General features: G+C 66.5%; 11 protein-coding genes. 9 read left to right on the top strand and 2 right to left on the bottom strand.

What is annotated here, in order from left to right:
• Positions 1–62 precede the first annotated feature (62 nt).
• Positions 63–1,019, top strand: a complete 957-nt coding sequence (locus KI242_RS18520; protein ID WP_212805417.1) for a LysR family transcriptional regulator — start codon at positions 63–65, stop codon at positions 1,017–1,019.
• 175 nt (positions 1,020–1,194) lie between these two features.
• Here the strand turns inward: KI242_RS18520 and KI242_RS18515 are convergent, their stop codons facing one another.
• On the bottom strand, positions 1,195–2,214 hold the full coding sequence (locus KI242_RS18515) for an AraC family transcriptional regulator (protein ID WP_073698943.1): 1,020 nt from the start codon (positions 2,212–2,214) through the stop codon (positions 1,195–1,197).
• A 103-nt stretch (positions 2,215–2,317) separates the two neighbouring features.
• Here KI242_RS18515 and KI242_RS18510 point away from each other — a divergent pair, with 103 nt between their 5' ends.
• From KI242_RS18510 to KI242_RS18475, 8 genes are all read left to right on the top strand, one after another.
• Positions 2,318–4,213, top strand: coding sequence for an acyl-CoA synthetase (locus tag KI242_RS18510; RefSeq protein WP_015635986.1), 1,896 nt, complete (start codon positions 2,318–2,320; stop codon positions 4,211–4,213).
• Positions 4,214–4,451: 238 nt separating this feature from the next.
• Positions 4,452–5,768 carry an NAD(P)/FAD-dependent oxidoreductase gene (locus KI242_RS18505; protein WP_053152333.1) on the top strand — a complete coding sequence of 439 codons (1,317 nt, stop codon included), beginning with the start codon at positions 4,452–4,454 and terminating at the stop codon, positions 5,766–5,768.
• Entirely contained in the window at positions 5,768–6,178 is a 411-nt protein-coding gene (locus KI242_RS18500) for a RidA family protein (protein WP_011061806.1), read from the top strand. The genes KI242_RS18505 and KI242_RS18500 overlap by 1 nt, the downstream gene beginning before the upstream one ends.
• A 70-nt stretch (positions 6,179–6,248) precedes the next feature.
• Positions 6,249–6,926 (top strand): DUF1028 domain-containing protein, encoded by a 678-nt coding sequence (locus tag KI242_RS18495; RefSeq protein WP_011061805.1) that lies wholly within the window; start codon positions 6,249–6,251, stop codon positions 6,924–6,926.
• Positions 6,919–8,082, top strand: a complete 1,164-nt coding sequence (gene argE, locus KI242_RS18490; protein WP_011061804.1) for an acetylornithine deacetylase — start codon at positions 6,919–6,921, stop codon at positions 8,080–8,082. The genes KI242_RS18495 and argE overlap by 8 nt, the downstream gene beginning before the upstream one ends.
• A gap of 230 nt (positions 8,083–8,312) precedes the next feature.
• Positions 8,313–9,803 (top strand): aldehyde dehydrogenase, encoded by a 1,491-nt coding sequence (locus KI242_RS18485; RefSeq protein ID WP_053159164.1) that lies wholly within the window; start codon positions 8,313–8,315, stop codon positions 9,801–9,803.
• 93 nt (positions 9,804–9,896) lie between these two features.
• Positions 9,897–11,345, top strand: coding sequence for an APC family permease (locus KI242_RS18480; protein WP_011061802.1), 1,449 nt, complete (start codon positions 9,897–9,899; stop codon positions 11,343–11,345).
• A gap of 2 nt (positions 11,346–11,347) precedes the next feature.
• The gene (locus KI242_RS18475; protein ID WP_053159162.1) at positions 11,348–12,760 is read left to right on the top strand and encodes an aspartate aminotransferase family protein; all 1,413 of its coding nucleotides are present in this window, start codon (positions 11,348–11,350) and stop codon (positions 12,758–12,760) included.
• Positions 12,761–12,899: 139 nt separating this feature from the next.
• Here the strand turns inward: KI242_RS18475 and KI242_RS18470 are convergent, their stop codons facing one another.
• Positions 12,900–16,904 (bottom strand): putative Ig domain-containing protein, encoded by a 4,005-nt coding sequence (locus KI242_RS18470; RefSeq protein WP_244868135.1) that lies wholly within the window; start codon positions 16,902–16,904, stop codon positions 12,900–12,902.
• Positions 16,905–17,184: the final 280 nt, after the last annotated feature.

The following is a 17,184-nucleotide window of genomic DNA, read 5'->3' as shown; positions in this document are numbered from 1 at the left end:
TGGAGAATCTTCTGGGAGCGTGTTAAGAGTGTCCAATGCAAAGATAGGGCTGGATTAATGCAGTGAACGACTTAATCGATCTGAAACGTGTGCGCCATCTGGTCTATCTGAGCGAGGAACTGCATTTTTCCCGCGCTGCGGCTCGGGCCAACCTGTCGCAGACGGCGTTCAGCCGCAGCATCCAGTCGCTGGAAGCGGACCTGGGCGTTCGGCTCTTCGATCGTGATACGCGCACGGTGATGCTCACCGCTGCCGGGCAGCAGTTGATCGGGCGTGCTCATGAGCTGCTCGGTTGCGCCAGGAAGCTGGTGGCGCAAGCCATCGATATTGCCGGCGCCGAAGGTGGGGAACTGCGCCTGGGCATCAACCCGATGGCGGCCACGCTCAACACCGTCGATATTCTCATCAGGTTGCGCAAACAGGTCCCCAGGCTGGTGCTCAATGTCCAGGTCGGGTACTGGAATCAGTTGTGCCACCTGCTGGAAACCGAGCAACTGGATTTCGTGGTCGCCAGCCTCAAGTCGGGCGAGGAAATCGATCCGCGCTTTTCCGTGACCCATCTGCCGCCTCAGCCGGCCTCGGTGTTCTGTCGCCGCGATCACCCGCTGGCCCGCCAGGCAGGTCCGATTGCCCGTGCCCAGATCCTCGACTACCAGTGGAGTGGCGTGTCGCCGTCCAACGAAGCTTCGCTGTATGCCCTGTTCGATCTGGCGCCGGGCACCTTGCTGCCCTGGACCCTGAGCTCCAACGATCTGAACCTGTTGCGCGAAACCACCCTGAGCAGCGACTCGTTGCTCCTGACCTGGCGCTCGTGGCTCGACCAGGACCTGCACAACGGGCTGCTGGTGGACCTGGCACCTTTCATACAGCCGCCCTGGCCGGCGGATGTGCTGACCATCCGCTACGCCGTGGTGACCCATGCCGGACGCACGCTTTCACCGATTGCCCAGCAAGCCGTGGACATGATCGTCAGCGAAGCCCCGGGGAGTGCCGGGCTGTCGACATTGCCGGGTGCTTGAACCGCGGGTGCCGGGGGCTCAACCGGCCCCGCCAAAGGTCTGTACGAAAACTCGCCGAGCAAAGATCAGGCAAGGCAAAAGCAGGCGAGGAAGCCGAGTCCAGCGGCCTGAATGAGCATGCCGAGCCTGTCTTCAACGCAGTCTGATCGAAGCACAGGTAGTTTTCGTACAGAGCCTAAGATCGCGCCAGGTGCCTTTGGCGACATGCGCTGGGGCTCTGGCCGAACCAGCGATAGCAGGCGCGGGTCAGCGAGCTGGGGTCGCCGTAGCCCAACAGGAACGCCACTTCGGTCAGGGCGATCTGCGGGTGGGGCAGCAGCGACTCAAGGCGCTTGCGGCGCAAGTCATCGATGATTTCCTCCACGCGCAAGCCTTGGGCTAGCAGGCGGCGCTGGAGCATATGCCGGGGCATGCCCAGTTGTCCGGCCAGGACCGGCAGCGTGCAGTTGCCCGTCACCAGCAGGCGCTCCACCAGTATTTCCACCTGGCGCCCCAGGTCCAGGGGGTGGCTCTGGATCAGGCGGCGGACAATGCGCTCGGTGGTCTCAAGCATTGCCGGGCTGGCGCTGGCCAGCGGGGTACTGAGCAAGCTGGCGGGAAAGAGCAGGGCGTTTTCAGCCTGGTTGATGCGTACCCGGCAGCCATACAGGGCGCGATAGGCCTTGGCGTCGAGGGGGCTGTCATGCCTGAAATTGATTTGCCATTGCTTGCCGGTGTGGTGGGTAACCCGGCGCAGGAAAGCCAGGGCAATGCCATGGACCAGCTCGCTCAATTGCCGGTCGCCCAGCCTGCTTACACTCAGGTCATGCTGCAGGTGCCAGGCGGCATATTGGCCCTCGACGCTCAGGCGCAGGTTCAGCCCGGGGGAGTGGTAGGGCATGTAGCGAGCGACCCGTTCCAGGGCATCGGCCAGGTGGCTGGCGTGGAGCACGATGAGGGCCAGCGGCCCGAGGATGGAGACGTCCTGCAGGTTCGCCAGGCGAGCGCCGAAATCCGCCAGCGACAAGGCCTGCGAGGTGATCTCCAGCAACTGCGCGACCTTCTCCAGGGGCAGGCTGAAATGGGCGTCGTCGAGCTGGGCCTGTGTCATGCCGACACGGGCCAGCAGGGCCTGGGCGTCACCGCCATGCTCGCTGACCAGTCGGGTGAAGCCGGTCAGGGCAGGGGCCCTGACAAACAAGGGGGGACGGTTCATTTTGTTCCCGAATGCCAAATTCTTGTTATCAAATGCCAAGTAACCTAATTCGCCTCATGCCAGCATCTCAAGTCAAGAAAATTCATGATTCGAGGTCTTGGAAATGCTTTGCGACTATCAGGACGTTCTGCAGATCGAGGCGGGGCCTCAGCCCTTTGCCGATATCAACAACACCTATGCGTTGATCGAACGCAGCGCGAGCCAATGGCCACAGGCCCCGGCCCTGAGCTTCTTTCTGCGGGTCGAGGATCATGCGCGGCCGGTGCGCTGGACATACGCCCAACTGCTGGCGGACATCACTCGCGCAGCCAACCTGTTCGAGCGCTTGGGGGTACGGCGGGGCGACGTGGTTGCGCTGATCCTGCCGAACTTGCCGCAAACCCATATCGCCATGTGGGGTGCGCAGACCGCGGGTATCGCCTTTGCGGTCAACGTCTTGCTGGACGGCACGCAGATGGCCGAGCTGCTGGCGACGGCCAAGGTCCGCTGGATAGTCACGGTAGGCCCCGAGCCGGATGCGCAGATCTGGCAGCGGGTCGAGGGCGCGATTGCCCGCTTGCCCGGCCTGCAAGGCGTATTGGCTGTCGACCCGATGCGGCACCTGCCGGGCCATGGGCAGAGCGCGCCGCTGCCCGCGGAAGTGGCCGGGGTGCCGGTCCTGGATTTTTTCGCCGAACTGGCCCTCGAGCCAGGCGAGCGCCTGCGGTTTGCCCCGCCGGGCCTGAACGACGTGGCGGCCTACTATTGCACCGGCGGCACCACCGGCTTGCCGAAAATTGCCCGTCACAGCCAGCGCAATGAAGTGATCTTCTGCGGGCAACTGGATGCGGTGATCGGCGCGCCGGTCCTGCGGCCAGGACGCACCGTGCTGACCGCGTTACCGCTGTTTCACGTCAATGCGCTGATCGGTTGTGGCCTGGCGGCATTTGCCCAGGGCGGTCATGTGCTGCTGGCACCACCGGCGGGGTTTCGCACGCCGGGATTCATGCCGCGGTTCTGGGAGATAGTCGAAACCCATCAGGTCAGCAGCTATTCAGCTGTGCCCACGGTCTACGCCGGGCTGTTGCAGGTGCCCTGCGCGGGGCATGACACAAGCTCGCTGACGGTGGCGATCTGCGGCGCGGCGCCGATGCCCAGGGACTTGCTGCGCAAGTTCGAGCAACAGACAGGCCAGCGCATTCTCGAAGGCTATGGCTTGACCGAGGGCACTTGCGCGTCGTCGGTCAATCCGGCGCGCGGTGAGTCGCGCATTGGCTCGGTCGGCCTGCGCCTACCCTGGCAGGACATGCGGGTGATGATCCTCGATGAGCGAGGTGCCTGGTTGCGTGATGCGCAAGTCGATGAGGTGGGGGCGATCTGCATCAGCGGTCCCAATGTCTTCATCGGCTATCTGGACAGCGCCCATGATCAGGGGGCGTGGTTCGATACTGTCGCCCTCGACGGTGTGTCCGAACAGCGCTGGTTCAACACCGGGGACCTTGGGCGCTGCGATGGCGAAGGTTACTTCTGGCTCACCGGGCGCAAGAAGGAACTGATCATCCGCGGGGGGCACAACATTGAGCCCAAATACATCGAGGAGGTGCTGGCCACGCACCCCGATGTGGCGTTGTGTGCAGCGGTGGGCCGGCCCGACGCGCATGCCGGGGAAGTACCGGTGGCCTATGTGCAGGTGCGCGCCGGGAGTGCCATCAGCAGCGCCCAGTTGCTGGACTACGCGACGCGGCATATCAGCGAGCGCGCAGCGGTGCCCAAGGCGATCATCCTGGCCGACGCGCTACCCGTCACCGGAGTGGGCAAGATTTTCAAGCCCGCGCTGGTCATGGCTGAAATCGAGACAGTCATACGCCAGGAAGCCGCCTTGCTGGCCATCGAGCTGCAAGAGGTGAGGGTGGTGCAGAGCGCCAGGCAAGGCCTGGTGGCGAGCTATCGCTGCACAGATGAAACCTCGCGACTGGCCGAGGCTTTGAGCCGCTACACCTTTGTCAGTGAGCGAAGCTGAGCCTGGGCTCCAGGCCGCGGGCCCGAGTGCTTGCGATGCAGCGCCGGTGTTGTGAAGTTGCACGCTTCGCATGCTCGCGCGCTGCCTCGCTTTTTCTTATCCAGCGAGCACATTTTTAATATTTTTCCTTCGCAGGCGTCTGTCGCACCATCTGTGGCATCCGACTTACCCCCGGGTTCTGAACAGCGTGCGCCCAGCCTTCCGGCTGGCGCCATTCGTCTCGCAGAAGGACACAGATATGACCTTAGAACAACCCATACAAGTGGACACCCTGGTGGTGGGCGCAGGCCAGGCCGGCGTGGCCATGAGCGAGCACCTGAGCAAGCTCGGGGTGCCGCACCTGGTGCTGGAGCGCAGCCGGGTGGCCGAGGCCTGGCGCACCGGGCGCTGGGATTCCCTGGTGGCCAACGGGCCGGCCTGGCACGACCGCTTTCCCGGGATGGAATTCGATGTCGCCGCCGATGCCTTCCCGGCCAAGGACCAGGTGGCGGACTATTTCGAAGCCTATGCGCGCAAGTTCAATGCGCCGATCCGCACCGGCGTGGAAGTGCGCAAGGTACTGCGCAATGTCGGCCGCCCGGGCTTCACCGTGGAAACCTCCGAGGGGCTGATCCAGGCCCAACGGGTGGTGGCCGCCACCGGGCCGTTCCAGCGTCCGGTGATCCCGCCGATTGCCCCGGCCAATGACCGGCTGACGCAGATCCACTCCGCCGAATACCGCAACCCGCAGCAACTGCCCGAGGGCGCGGTGCTGGTGGTGGGCGCGGGGTCGTCCGGGGTGCAGATCGCCGATGAGCTGCAGCGTGCGGGGCGCCGGGTCTACCTGTCGGTGGGGGCCCACGACCGGCCACCGCGCTCCTATCGCAACCGGGATTTCTGTTGGTGGCTCGGGGTGCTGGGAGAGTGGGACGCCGAGATCGCCAAGCCGGGGCGCGAGCACGTGACCATTGCCGTCAGCGGCGCCCGCGGCGGCCAGACCATCGACTTCCGCGCCCTGGCGCACCAGGGCATCACCCTGGTGGGGCTGACCAAGGCCTTTGCCGGCGAGCACGTGACCTTCCAGGCCGACCTGCTGGACAACCTGGCCCGGGGCGACGAGAACTACCTGGCATTGCTGGACGCGGCGGATGCCTACATCGCCCGCAACGGCCTCGACCTGCCCCTGGAGCCCGAAGCCCGCCGGCGCCTGCCGGACCCGGACTGCGTCAAGCAGCCGATCCTCGAACTCGACCTGCAACAGGCCGGCATCACCTCGATCATCTGGGCCACCGGCTACGCCGTGGACTTTTCCTGGCTGCAGGTCGACACCTTCAGCGAACAGGGCAAGCCCCTGCACCAGCGCGGCGTGTCCCGCGAGCCGGGGGTCTACTTCCTCGGCCTGCCCTGGCTGTCGCGCCGTGGCTCGTCGTTTATCTGGGGGGTGTGGCACGACGCCAAGCATGTCGCCGACCACATCGCCACTCAGCGCAAGTACCAGGCCTACAGCGATGCCCGCCCGCCGGCGGCTACCGCCGAAGCACCGGCCCTCAACCTCAGCCCCGTGGGAGCCCACTGATGCCTACTCATACTCGCATCCGCATGTTCAACACCAAGGACACCTACCCCAACCAGTCCCTGGACAACGACCTGTGCCAGGCCGTGCGCGCCGGCAACACGGTGTATGTGCGCGGCCAGGTCGGCACCGACTTCGACGGCCGGCTGGTCGGCCTCGGCGACCCGCGGGCCCAGGCCGAGCAGGCGATGAAAAACGTCAAGCAACTGCTGGAAGAGGCCGGCAGCGATCTGAGCCACATCGTCAAGACCACCACCTACCTCACCGACCCGCGCTACCGCGAGCCGGTCTACCAGGAGGTAGGCAAGTGGCTCAAGGGGGTGTTCCCGATCTCCACCGGGCTGGTGGTCTCGGCCCTCGGCCAGCCGCAGTGGCTGATGGAGATCGACGTGATCGCGGTGATCCCCGAGTGAGGGGGTTGCCGAAGGTTCCGGCGGCTTTGTGCCGCGCTTGCCACAAGGCCCTGTGGGCCAGGGAGTTTGCATGACTTTTTCCATCGTTGGACGCTGCGCCGAAACCGGCCAGCTGGGCATCGCCATCAGTTCTTCCAGCATCGCCGTGGGCGCGCGCTGCCCCTGGGTGCGGGCCGGAGTGGGCGCGGTGGCGACCCAGAACGTCACCTTGCCGGCCCTGGGCCCGCAGATCCTCGACCTGCTGGAGGGCCAGAAGCTCGACCCGGCCAGCGCCCTGGACCGGGCCCTGGGCAGCAACGGCTGGAGCCAGTATCGCCAGGTCACGGTGATCGACAGCCAGGGCCGCACCGCGTTGTTCAGCGGCCAGGAAGCCCTGGGCCAGCACAACGCGGTGGCGGGGGAGCAGTGCGTGGCGGCCGGCAACCTGCTGGCAGGCCCGCAGGTGATCGAGGCCATGGTCCAGGCCTTTGAAAACACCCCGGGCATGCTGGTGGAGCGCCTGCTGGCGGCGATGCAGGCAGCGATGGCGGCGGGGGGCGAGGCGGGGCCGGTGCATTCGGCGGCGCTGAGCGTGGTGGACGACCTGACCTGGCCCATCGTCGACTTGCGGGTGGACTGGGCCGACGCCGACCCCATCGGCCAGCTCGCCGGCCTGTGGCAGGCCTACCGGCCGCAGATGCAGGACTACCTGACCCGCGCCCTGGACCCGACGGCGGCGCCCAGCTACGGAGTGCCGGGCAATGAGTGAACAATCGAGCCGCGAGTTGTTGGCGCGGCTGGTGGGCTTTGCCACGGTCAGCCGCGACTCCAACCTGGAGCTGATCGGCTTCATCCGCGATTACCTGGCCAGCCATGGCGTGCACAGCGAGCTGATCTACAACCCGGAGCGGACCAAGGCCAACCTGTTTGCCAGCATCGGCCCCGAGGATCGTGGCGGTGTGGTGCTGTCCGGCCACACCGACGTGGTGCCGGTGGACGGCCAGGCCTGGAGCGTCGAGCCCTTTGTCCTCAGCGAGCGCGAAGGGCGCCTGTACGGCCGCGGTACCGCCGACATGAAAGGTTTCATCGCCTCGGTGCTGGCTGCGGTGCCGGGCCTGACCCGGCGCCGCTTGCGGCTGCCGGTGCACCTGGCCTTTTCCTATGACGAGGAGGTGGGGTGCCTGGGGGTGCGGCCGATGCTTGAGCGAATGCAGCAGCGGCCGCACAAACCGCTGCTGTGCCTGATCGGCGAGCCCACCGAGCTGCGCCCGGTGCTCGGCCACAAGGGCAAGCTGGCCATGCGCTGCCAGGTGCGCGGCGCGGCCTGCCATTCCGCCTATGCGCCCTATGGGGTCAATGCCATCGAGTACGCGGCGCGGCTGATCGGCAAGCTGGGGGAGATCGGCAGCCGCTTGGCGCAACCCGAGCACCACGACCCACGTTTCGATCCGCCGTTCTCCACGGTGCAGACCGGCACCATCCAGGGCGGTCGGGCCCTGAACATTGTGCCGGCCGAGTGCCAGTTCGATTTCGAAGTGCGCACCCTGCCGGGCTATGACGCCCAGGCAGTGGTGGACCAGTTGCAAGGCTATGCCCGGGACCAGCTGCTGCCGCAGATGCAGGCGGTGCAGGCCGACACCGGGATCGCCCTGCAACCTCTGAGTGCCTACCCGGGGCTGGCCACCGCTGCCGACAGCGAGGCCGCCGAACTGCTGGCGCTGCTCAGCGGCTCGCGGGAGTTCGGCACCGTGGCCTTCGGCACCGAGGGCGGGCTGTTCCACCAGGCCGGGATTCCCACGGTGGTCTGCGGCCCGGGCAGCATGGACCAGGGCCACAAGCCCGACGAGTTCATCAGCCTTGAGCAACTGCACGCCTGCGACGCCCTGTTGTTGCGCCTGGGCGACTGGCTGGAGCACCCGGCCTGAACCGGATGCGCTCCACCCAGGCTCCCTCGCCGTGAGACAGTGCCCATTCGCCGCCATCCGGACCTCCGGATGGCGGCGTTTTGCGTGGGGCGCCAGGCCGTCTGGTTGCAGAGCTTTTTCATGGGACTCGAACATATTTTTAGTATTTTTCCTCTGGCCCGCTGTGACGCACCATCGCTCTGGACCCAATAACCAGCAGGCCGTCGCAACGGCCGATGAGGGAATGCAGCGTGTTCGATCTCGGTTACTGGCAGCAGCGGGCTGCCCGACAAACATTCATTGACCAGGCGCTGATCGGCGGCCAGCGGTTGTCCGCCGAATCCGGCGCTACCTTCGATACCATCAACCCGGCCACCCGCCAGGTGCTGGCCCGGGTCAGCGCCTGTGGCGCAGCCGAGGTGGACCTGGCGGTGGCCGCCGCGCGCCGGGCCTTCGAGCACGGGCCCTGGGCGCGCATGGCCCCGGTGGAGCGCAAGAAGGTCCTGCTGCGCCTGGCCGAACTGATGCTGGCCCACCGCGAGGAACTGGCCCTGCTGGACAGCCTGAACATGGGCAAGCCGGTGATGGACGCCTGGAACATCGACGTGCCCGGCGCGGCCAATGTCTTCGCCTGGTACGCCGAAAGCATCGACAAGCTCTACGATCAGGTGGCCCCCGGCGCCCGCAACAGCCACGCCAGCATCAGCCGCGTGCCCCTGGGGGTGATCGGCGCGGTGGTGCCCTGGAACTTTCCCCTGGACATGGCCGCCTGGAAGCTGGCGCCGGCCCTGGCGGTGGGCAACTCGGTGGTGCTCAAGCCCGCCGAGCAGTCGCCGTTCTCGGCGCTGCGCCTGGCCGAACTGGCCCTGGAGGCCGGTTTGCCGGAAGGCGTGCTCAACGTGGTGCCGGGCCTGGGCAGCGAAGCCGGAAGGGCCCTGGGCCTGCACCCGGACGTGGATTGCCTGGTGTTCACCGGCTCCACCGAGGTGGGCAAGTTCTTCATGCAGTATTCGGCGCAGTCCAACCTCAAGCAGGTCTGGCTCGAATGCGGGGGCAAGAGCCCGAACCTGGTGTTCGACGACTGCCAGGACCTGGACCTGGCCGCAGAGAAGGCCGCCTTCGGCATTTTCTTCAACCAGGGCGAGGTGTGTTCCGCCAACTCGCGGCTGCTGGTGCAGCGCAGCATCCATGAAGAGTTTGTGGAACGCCTCAAGGCCAAGGCCCGGGACTGGCGGCCGGGCAACCCGCTGGACCCGGCCAGCCGTGCCGGGGCCATGGTCGACGCGCGCCAGACCGCCAGCGTCATGGGGCATATCGCGGCGGCCCTGGAGCAGGGCGCGCAGCTGGCCTGTGGCGGCCGGCAACTGAGCATCGATGGCAGCGACAACTACATCGAGCCGACCATCCTCACCGGCGTGGGCCCGGCGATGGCCATCGCCCGGGAAGAAGTGTTCGGCCCGGTGCTGGCGGTGACGCCGTTCGACGACGAGGAACAGGCCATTGCGCTGGCCAATGACAGCGTCTACGGCCTGGCCGCCTCGCTGTGGAGCGACGACCTCAACCGCGCCCACCGGGTCGCCGGGTGCTTGCGGGCCGGCACGGTGTCGGTCAATACCGTGGATGCCCTGGACGTCACCGTGCCGTTTGGCGGTGGCCGGCAGTCGGGGTTCGGTCGCGACCTGTCGCTGCATGCCTTCGACAAGTACACCCAACTGAAAACCACCTGGTTCCAGCTGCGCTGAGCGCTGTGAACCCTCTGCGGCGCCGGGCTGGCGCCGCTGCACCTGCCGCCCCGGCGGCAGGCCCACAACAACAATAAGAACGGAGTGCGTGCCATGACTGCAAATCTCTCCACGGGGGCCTTGAGCCCCACCAGCAAGGGCGGCCTGCGCCGGGTCCTGGGCCTGGGTTCACTGGTCTCGGTGGCTGTCGGCCTGGTGGTGTCCCAGGGGGTGATGGTGCTGATGCTGCAAGGGGCGGGGATGGCCGGGCTGGGCTTCTTCATCCCGCTGCTGCTGGCCTACCTGCTGGCCCTGACCTATGCCCTGTCGTTTTCCGAACTGGCGCTGATGGTGCCCCGGGCCGGCAGCCTGAGCAGCTACACCGAGGTGGCCATCGGGCATTTCCCGGCGATCCTCGCGACCTTCTCCGGCTACATGGTGGTGGCGATGTTCGCCCTGTCCGCCGAGCTGCTGCTTCTGGACCTGATCATCGGCAAGGTCTACCCCGGCGCGTTGCCGCCGATGCTGGTGGCCTATGGGGTACTCGGGGTGTTCACCTTGCTCAACCTGTTGGGCATCGACGTCTTCGCCAAGCTGCAGACGGTGCTGGCGGTGGTGATGGTGGTGATCCTGCTGACCCTGGGCCTGGGCGCCGTGAGCAGTGCCCAGGCCGACCTGCAACTGCCCCTGGACCAGGGCTGGAACCCCTTGCAAGTCGGCGCCCTGGCGCTGGCGGCCATGGCCATCTGGGGCTTTGTCGGTGCCGAGTTCGTCTGCCCGCTGGTGGAGGAAACCCGCAACCCGGAGCGCAATATCCCGCGTTCGATGATCATCGGCCTGAGCGTGATCTTCCTGGTGATTACCCTCTATTGCCTGGGTGCCTTGCTCTGTGTGCCGCGGGCGCAACTGGCCAGCGATCCGCTGCCGCATTTCCTGTTCGCCACCACGGTGTTCGGCGAGGCCGGCAAGCTGTTTCTGGTGGGGGCGGTGATCACTGCCACCTGCAGCACGGTCAACTCGTCCCTGGCGGCGCTGCCGCGGATGCTCTACGGCATGGCCCAGAACGGCCAGGCCTTTCCCCAGTTCAAGCGCTTGAGCCCCCGTGGCCGTACGCCCTGGGTGGCGGTGCTGTTCGTGGCGGCGCTGACCGGGCTGCCGATCCTGCTGCTGGGCCAGGACCCGGATTCCATCAGCCTGCTGCTGTTGGCCGCCGCCCTGGCGTGGCTGCTGGCCTATATCGTCGTGCACATCGACGTGATCGCCCTGCGCCGCCGCTACCCCGATGCGCCACGGCCGTTCCGCTCGCCGTTCTACCCCTGGCCCCAGGTGCTGGGTATCGTCGGCATGCTGTTTGCGATCTACCACGTTTCCCCATCCCCCGAGATGACCGCGCGGATCTTCGGCAGTGCCGGCGTGGTGCTGGGGGTGATTTCGCTGATCGCCGTGGTCTGGATCAAGCTGGTGATGCGCAAGCCGCTGTTCGTTCCCGAACCGCTGCTGCCCGGCGAACCGACCCTGGCAACCCAACCTTCCCTTGAACCCGCCTACCGTGCAGGAGAATGACCATGAGCACCTCCAACCAACAGCCGCAGCCGGCCGCGCCCCGCAGCACCCGGGATTACCAGGCCGCCGACGCCGCGCACCATATCCATGCCTTCCTCGACCAGAAGGCGCTGAACGCCGAGGGCCCGCGGGTGATCGTCCGTGGTGAGGGGCTGCACCTGTGGGACAACGACGGCAAGCGCTACCTGGACGGCATGTCCGGCCTGTGGTGCACCAACCTGGGCTATGGCCGCAAGGACCTGGCCGCTGCCGCCAGCGCCCAGCTGGAGCAATTGCCGTACTACAACATGTTCTTCCACACCACCCACCCGGCGGTGGTGGAGCTGTCCGAGTTGCTGTTCAGCCTGCTGCCCGGGCACTACAGCCACGCCATCTACACCAACTCCGGTTCCGAGGCCAACGAGGTGCTGATCCGCAGCGTGCGCCGCTACTGGCAGATCCTCGGCCAGCCGCAGAAGAAGGTGATGATCGGCCGCTGGAACGGTTACCACGGCTCGACCCTGGCGGCCACGGCCCTGGGCGGAATGAAGTTCATGCATGACATGGGCGGGTTGATCCCGGACGTGGCGCATATCGACGAGCCTTACTGGTTCGCCCACGAAGGCAACCTGACACCCGCCGAGTTCGGCTTGCGCTGCGCCCGCCAGCTGGAGGAGAAGATCCTCGAACTGGGGGCCGAGAACGTCGCCGGTTTCATCGCCGAGCCGTTCCAGGGCGCGGGCGGCATGATCTTCCCGCCGGAAAGCTACTGGCCACAAATCCAGCGCATCTGCCGCCAGTACGACGTGCTGCTGTGTGCCGACGAAGTGATCGGTGGTTTCGGTCGCACCGGCGAATGGTTCGCCCACCAGCATTTCGGTTTCGAGCCCGACACCCTGTCCATCGCCAAGGGCCTGACCTCCGGCTACATCCCCATGGGCGGCCTGGTGCTGAGCAAGCGCATTGCCCAGGTACTGGTGGAGCAGGGCGGGGTGTTCGCCCACGGCCTGACCTATTCCGGGCACCCGGTGGCAGCGGCCGTGGCCATCGCCAACCTCAAGGCCCTGCGCGATGAAGGGGTGGTGAGCCAGGTCAAGAACGATACCGGCCCCTACCTGCAGCAGTGCCTGCGGGAAGTGTTCGGCAACCACCCGCTGATCGGCGAGATCCAGGGCACCGGGCTGGTGGCGGCGTTGCAGTTCGCCGAGGACAAGGCCAGCCGCAAGCGTTTCGCCAACGAGAACGACATCGCCTGGCGCTGCCGCACCCTGGGCTTCGAAGAGGGGGTGATCATTCGCTCGACCTTCGGGCGGATGATCATGGCCCCGGCCCTGGTGGCCAGCCGTGGCGACATTGACGAGCTGGTGGACAAGACCCGCCGCGCAGTGGAACGCACCGCCGGGGAAATCGAGGCCGGTACCCTGCCGAGCAGCTAAGCGCGACACAGACCCGCCCCCCTTGAGTGGCATCACCCGCCGCAGCCTGGCTGCGGCGGTTTTTTTTGCCTGTCACTCGGCAGGGGAAGCATTTCCTTCTGCATGCCCCGGTGATGGGGCGTTAGCCTGTGGTCAGCCTCTAGAACTTCCCGTTCAAACCGATGCGCAGGCTGTCGTTGCGTTCATCCGAACCCAGCGCGGTCTTATAGGAGAAGCCCATTTGCCAGGCACGCCCGAGGTTGAAGTCAACACCCATGTCCAGGCTGGCGAAGTCGCGGTCCAGGGCGTCGGGCTTGAGCCGGTAGAGCTGGCCTTCATCGCCCTGGTCGGTATAGCGCATCTTGTAGTCGCTGCTGCTACTGAAGTTGTGACCCCAGGCCAGGCCGACCTTGGGGGTGACCACGCCGACCCGGGTCATCAGGTCGTAACCGGTGCGCAGGCCCAGGTAGGAAGTGAAGTTCTGCTGGTTTTGCTCGTCATAGGAAAGCCCGTAGATGCCTCCGCCTTTTTCACTGAAGGCGTCCAGGCGTGTGACGCTGGCGTTCAAGCGGCTGTAGGGGGTCAGCGACAGTGGCCCCTGGCGGTACTCGTAGCTGGCGGTCAGCGAGGCGAACAACTGGTCGGCATCGCGCGAGCCTCGGGCATAGTCGTCGTTGCTGCCCGTGATGTAGCGACGCGAGTCGAAGCTGATGCGGTTGTAGCCCAGCAGGCCGTCGACAAACACCTGGGGCGCCAGGTTCAGGCTCAGGTAGGTGGCGATGCCGATGGCGTCCGCATCGCTGCGGGTCTTGTTGCTGCCGATCTCGCTGCGGTCGTTGCCGTAGCCGATCCCGACCCCGGCGATCAGCGTGGGCGACAGCCGATAGTCGACGCCGGCGCTCAGGCCCAGGGTGGTGAAACTGTTGCCCTGGGCGCCACGGGCGTGGGTCGAGCCGGTGTTGACGAAACCGTCGCTCCAGAACGCCAGGTCATCCTGCTTGCAGTTGTCCTGCGCGGCAGCGGCGGCCTCGCGTTTTTCCTGCTCGGTCTGGTTGGCCGAATCTCCCAGTTGTTCCTTGATCACCTTGGCGACCTCGCCCAGCGGTACGTTGCTGCCGTCCTTGCGCAAACTGGCGTTGAACGAATTGCGGTCGCAGCGCATCTGGTGCAACTGCTCCATACGCTGGTTGAAGTTGTCCATCTGGGTACTGGCAAAGCGTTCCGCGGCGCGGGTCTGGGCGTTGAGCAGGCCGATGACCTCGGCGTCCCTGGTCGGGTCCGCACGGGTCTGGATGATGAAGCTCATGGTGCTGGAGGCGCTGGAGCCGCTGAGGTTGTGCAGGCCGAAGCTGACGACCGCCGTACCGGCGAAGGCCGCCGATGGCACGAAGCGCATCGAGAAGGGGCCCATCATCATCGCCCGGCCGGCCGAGGCCGGGGTCACCGTGCCCAGGGTGGCGTGGGTGAACGGGCCGCCGGTGGCGCCCTGGGTCAGGTCGACGGTGGCCGACTGGCCCGCTGCGAGGATCTGGCTGGAGGCGGGCACGGTGATCGCCACGGCAGCGATGGTGATCGAATAGGCCTGTGAGCCCGTGGCACCGTTGGCATCGGTGGCGGTGATGACCAGGTTGCTGCTGCCGCTGGTAGTCGGCGTACCGCTGATCAGGCCGCTGGCGGTGTTCAGGCTCAGGCCCGCCGGCAGGCTACCGCTGGTGATGCTGTAGCTGTAGGGAACGGTGCCACCGGTGGCGCTGAGAGTTGCGCTGTAGGGGCTGCCTGCCGTGCCGGCCCCCAGGGACGCCGGGGTCAGTACCAGGCTGGGCGCGCTGACGGTGATGGTCACCGTGGCCGGGCTGGAAGTGCCGCTGGCGTTGGTGGCGGTGTAGGTGAAGCTGTCAGCGCCGGAGAAACCGGCGGTGGGAGTGTAACTGATGCTGGTGCCGCTGGCCGTGGCAGTACCGTGGCTGGCGGCGCTGGCCACGGCGACGCTGGTGGCGGCGCCGCCACTGAGGCTCAGAGGGATCGGGTTGGCGCTGCTGTTGGCCGCGACCGTGGCGCTGACGGCGCTGGCAACCGGTGCCTGAATATTGATGGTGATCGAGTAGGCCTGGGACCCGGTGGCGCCGTTGGTATCGGTGGCGGTGATGGTCAGGTTGAAGGTGCCAGCGGCGCTTGGTATGCCGCTGATCGCACCGGTGCCGGTGTTCAGGCTGAGGCCGGTCGGCAGGCTGCCGGATGTGATGCTGTAGCTGTAGGGCACAGTGCCGCCGGTGGCGCTGAGGGTTGAGCTATAGGGCGTGCCGGCAGTGCCGTTGCTCAGGGAGCCGGGGCTCAGGGTGATGCTCGGGGCACTGACGGTAATGCTCACCGTGGCCGGGCTGGAAGTGCCGCTGGCGTTGGTGGCGGTGTAGGTGAAACTGTCGGCGCCGGAGAAACCGGCGGCGGGGGTGTAGCTGATGCTGGTGCCGCTGGCCGTGGCAGTCCCATGGCTGGCGGCGCTGGCCACGGCGACGCTGGTGGCGGCGCCGCCACTGAGGCTCAGAGGGATCGGGTTGGCGCTGCTGTTGGCCGCGACCGTGGCGCTGCCGGCGCTGGCAACCGGTGCCTGAATATTGATGGTGATCGAGTAGGCCTGGGACCCGGTGGCGCCGTTGGTATCGGTGGCGGTGATGGTCAGGTTGGAGGTGCCAGCGGCGCTCGGTATGCCGCTGATCGCACCGGTGCCGGTGTTCAGGCTGAGGCCGGTCGGCAGGCTGCCGGATGTGATGCTGTAGCTGTAGGGCACAGCGCCGCCGGTGGCGTTGAGGGTTGCGCTATAGGGCGTGCCGGCGGTGCCGTTGCTCAGGGAGCCGGGGCTCAGGGTGATGCTCGGGGCACCGACGGTGATGCTCACCGTGGCCGGGCTGGAAGTGCCGCTGGCGTTGGTGGCGGTGTAGGTGAAACTGTCGGCACCGGAGAAACCGGCGGCAGGCGTGTAGCTGATGCTGGTGCCGCTGGCCGTGGCGCTGCCATGGCTGGGGGCGCTGGCCACGGCGACGCTGGTGGCGGCACCACCGGTGATGTTCAAGGGAATCGTGTTGGCGCTGCTGTTGGCCGCGACCGTGGTGCTCAGTGCGTTGGCAACTGGTGGCAGGCCGTTGATCAACAAGGTGTAGGCGCGAGAGCCGGTGGCGCTGTAGGCGTCGGTGGCGGTGATGGTCAGGTTGAAGGCACCACCGGCAGTGGGGGTGCCGCTGAGTGTACCGGTGCTGGTGTTCAGGCTCATGCCGGCCGGCAGGCTGCCGGCAGTGATCGCGTAGCTGTAGGGGGCGGTGCCCGCGGAGGTGCTCAGGGTCTGGCTGTAGGCCGTGCTTTGAGTGCCGTTGGGCAGAGTCGTCGGTGTTATCGCCAGGGTGGGCGGGGTGACGGTGATGGTCACCGTAGCCGGGCTGGAAGTGCCGCTGGCGTTGGTGGCGGTATAGGTGAAGCTGTCGGTGCCGGAGAAACCGGCGGCGGGGGTGTAGCTGATGCTGGTGCCGCTGGCGGTGGCAGTCCCATGGCTGGCGGCGCTGGCCACGGCGACGCTGGTGGCGGCGCCGCCACTGAGGCTCAGAGTGATCGAGTTGGCGCTGCTGTTGGCGGCCACCGTGGCGCTGACCGGGCCGACTGTGGGGGCGGGCACGGCGTAGGTATAGCCATTGGTCAGGGTCGCGCTGCCGCCAGGGGTGATGATCGTTACGTTCACTGCGCCCGCGGCATGAGCCGGTGTGGTGGCCGTGATGGTCGTGGCGTTGTTTACGGTATAACTGGGGGCCGCCGTGCCGCCGAAGCTGACCGAGGTGGCGCCGGTAAAATTGCTGCCGGTGAGGGTGACGGCGGTGGCGCCAGCGGTGCTGCCGGAGTTGGGGGCAACCGAGGTCAGGGTCGGGGTCGCCGCGCCGGTAACCTCCAGGGTATAGGTGGCGACCCCGGCCTGGTTTCTGCCGTCATTCAGGGAAATGTTGAAGGTGTAGTTGCCGGCGATGGTAGGTGCACCATGCAGCGTGGTGGTCGGACTGTTGGGTGAGGCATCGAGGATCAGCCCCGGTGGCAGGCAGGGGGCCGTATCGTCTGGATCGTCGATATCACACTGGTACCACTTATCCAGGGGCATTTCACCGCCGCTGGAAAGGATCTGGATACTCATCGACTGGCCCACCGTGACCGATGGCAGCGTGGTGCCCGTCCCCGGACTTGTGATCACGGGGGGCGGCAGCAGCGCCATGGCGGCCGTTGGCAGGCTCAAAAGCAGAAAAAGCAGGACCAGCGAACGTGCCAGCGAACCGTGGAAACTACTGCGCGATGTTTTCATAAAGGCTCCCTGCCATTTGCGATCAGCTTTGTCGCGGCCGCATCCAGCGTTAAATGAGTCAAGGTCAAAGGGTAAAATTCAGGTCGCCGTTCCGCGAGACCTGCCTACAGCCGTC

This window comes from Pseudomonas sp. Eqa60 (assembly GCF_018326405.1).
Classification (GTDB): domain Bacteria; phylum Pseudomonadota; class Gammaproteobacteria; order Pseudomonadales; family Pseudomonadaceae; genus Aquipseudomonas; species Aquipseudomonas protegens.
Note: the sequence above shows the minus strand (reverse complement) of the source record. Positions and strands in the feature narration are given on the sequence as shown.

Bases quoted from the DNA above. Each gene is read 5' to 3' on its own strand.
- KI242_RS18480 (WP_011061802.1), top strand. From the start codon at position 9,897: ATGACTGCAAATCTCTCCACGGGGGCCTTGAGCCCCACCAGCAAGGGC.
- KI242_RS18510 (WP_015635986.1), top strand. From the start codon at position 2,318: ATGCTTTGCGACTATCAGGACGTTCTGCAGATCGAGGCGGGGCCTCAG.
- KI242_RS18475 (WP_053159162.1), top strand. From the start codon at position 11,348: ATGAGCACCTCCAACCAACAGCCGCAGCCGGCCGCGCCCCGCAGCACC.
- KI242_RS18505 (WP_053152333.1), top strand. From the start codon at position 4,452: ATGACCTTAGAACAACCCATACAAGTGGACACCCTGGTGGTGGGCGCA.
- KI242_RS18515 (WP_073698943.1), bottom strand. From the start codon at position 2,214: ATGAACCGTCCCCCCTTGTTTGTCAGGGCCCCTGCCCTGACCGGCTTC.
- KI242_RS18495 (WP_011061805.1), top strand. From the start codon at position 6,249: ATGACTTTTTCCATCGTTGGACGCTGCGCCGAAACCGGCCAGCTGGGC.
- KI242_RS18470 (WP_244868135.1), bottom strand. From the start codon at position 16,904: ATGAGTATCCAGATCCTTTCCAGCGGCGGTGAAATGCCCCTGGATAAG.
- argE (WP_011061804.1), top strand. From the start codon at position 6,919: ATGAGTGAACAATCGAGCCGCGAGTTGTTGGCGCGGCTGGTGGGCTTT.
- KI242_RS18500 (WP_011061806.1), top strand. From the start codon at position 5,768: ATGCCTACTCATACTCGCATCCGCATGTTCAACACCAAGGACACCTAC.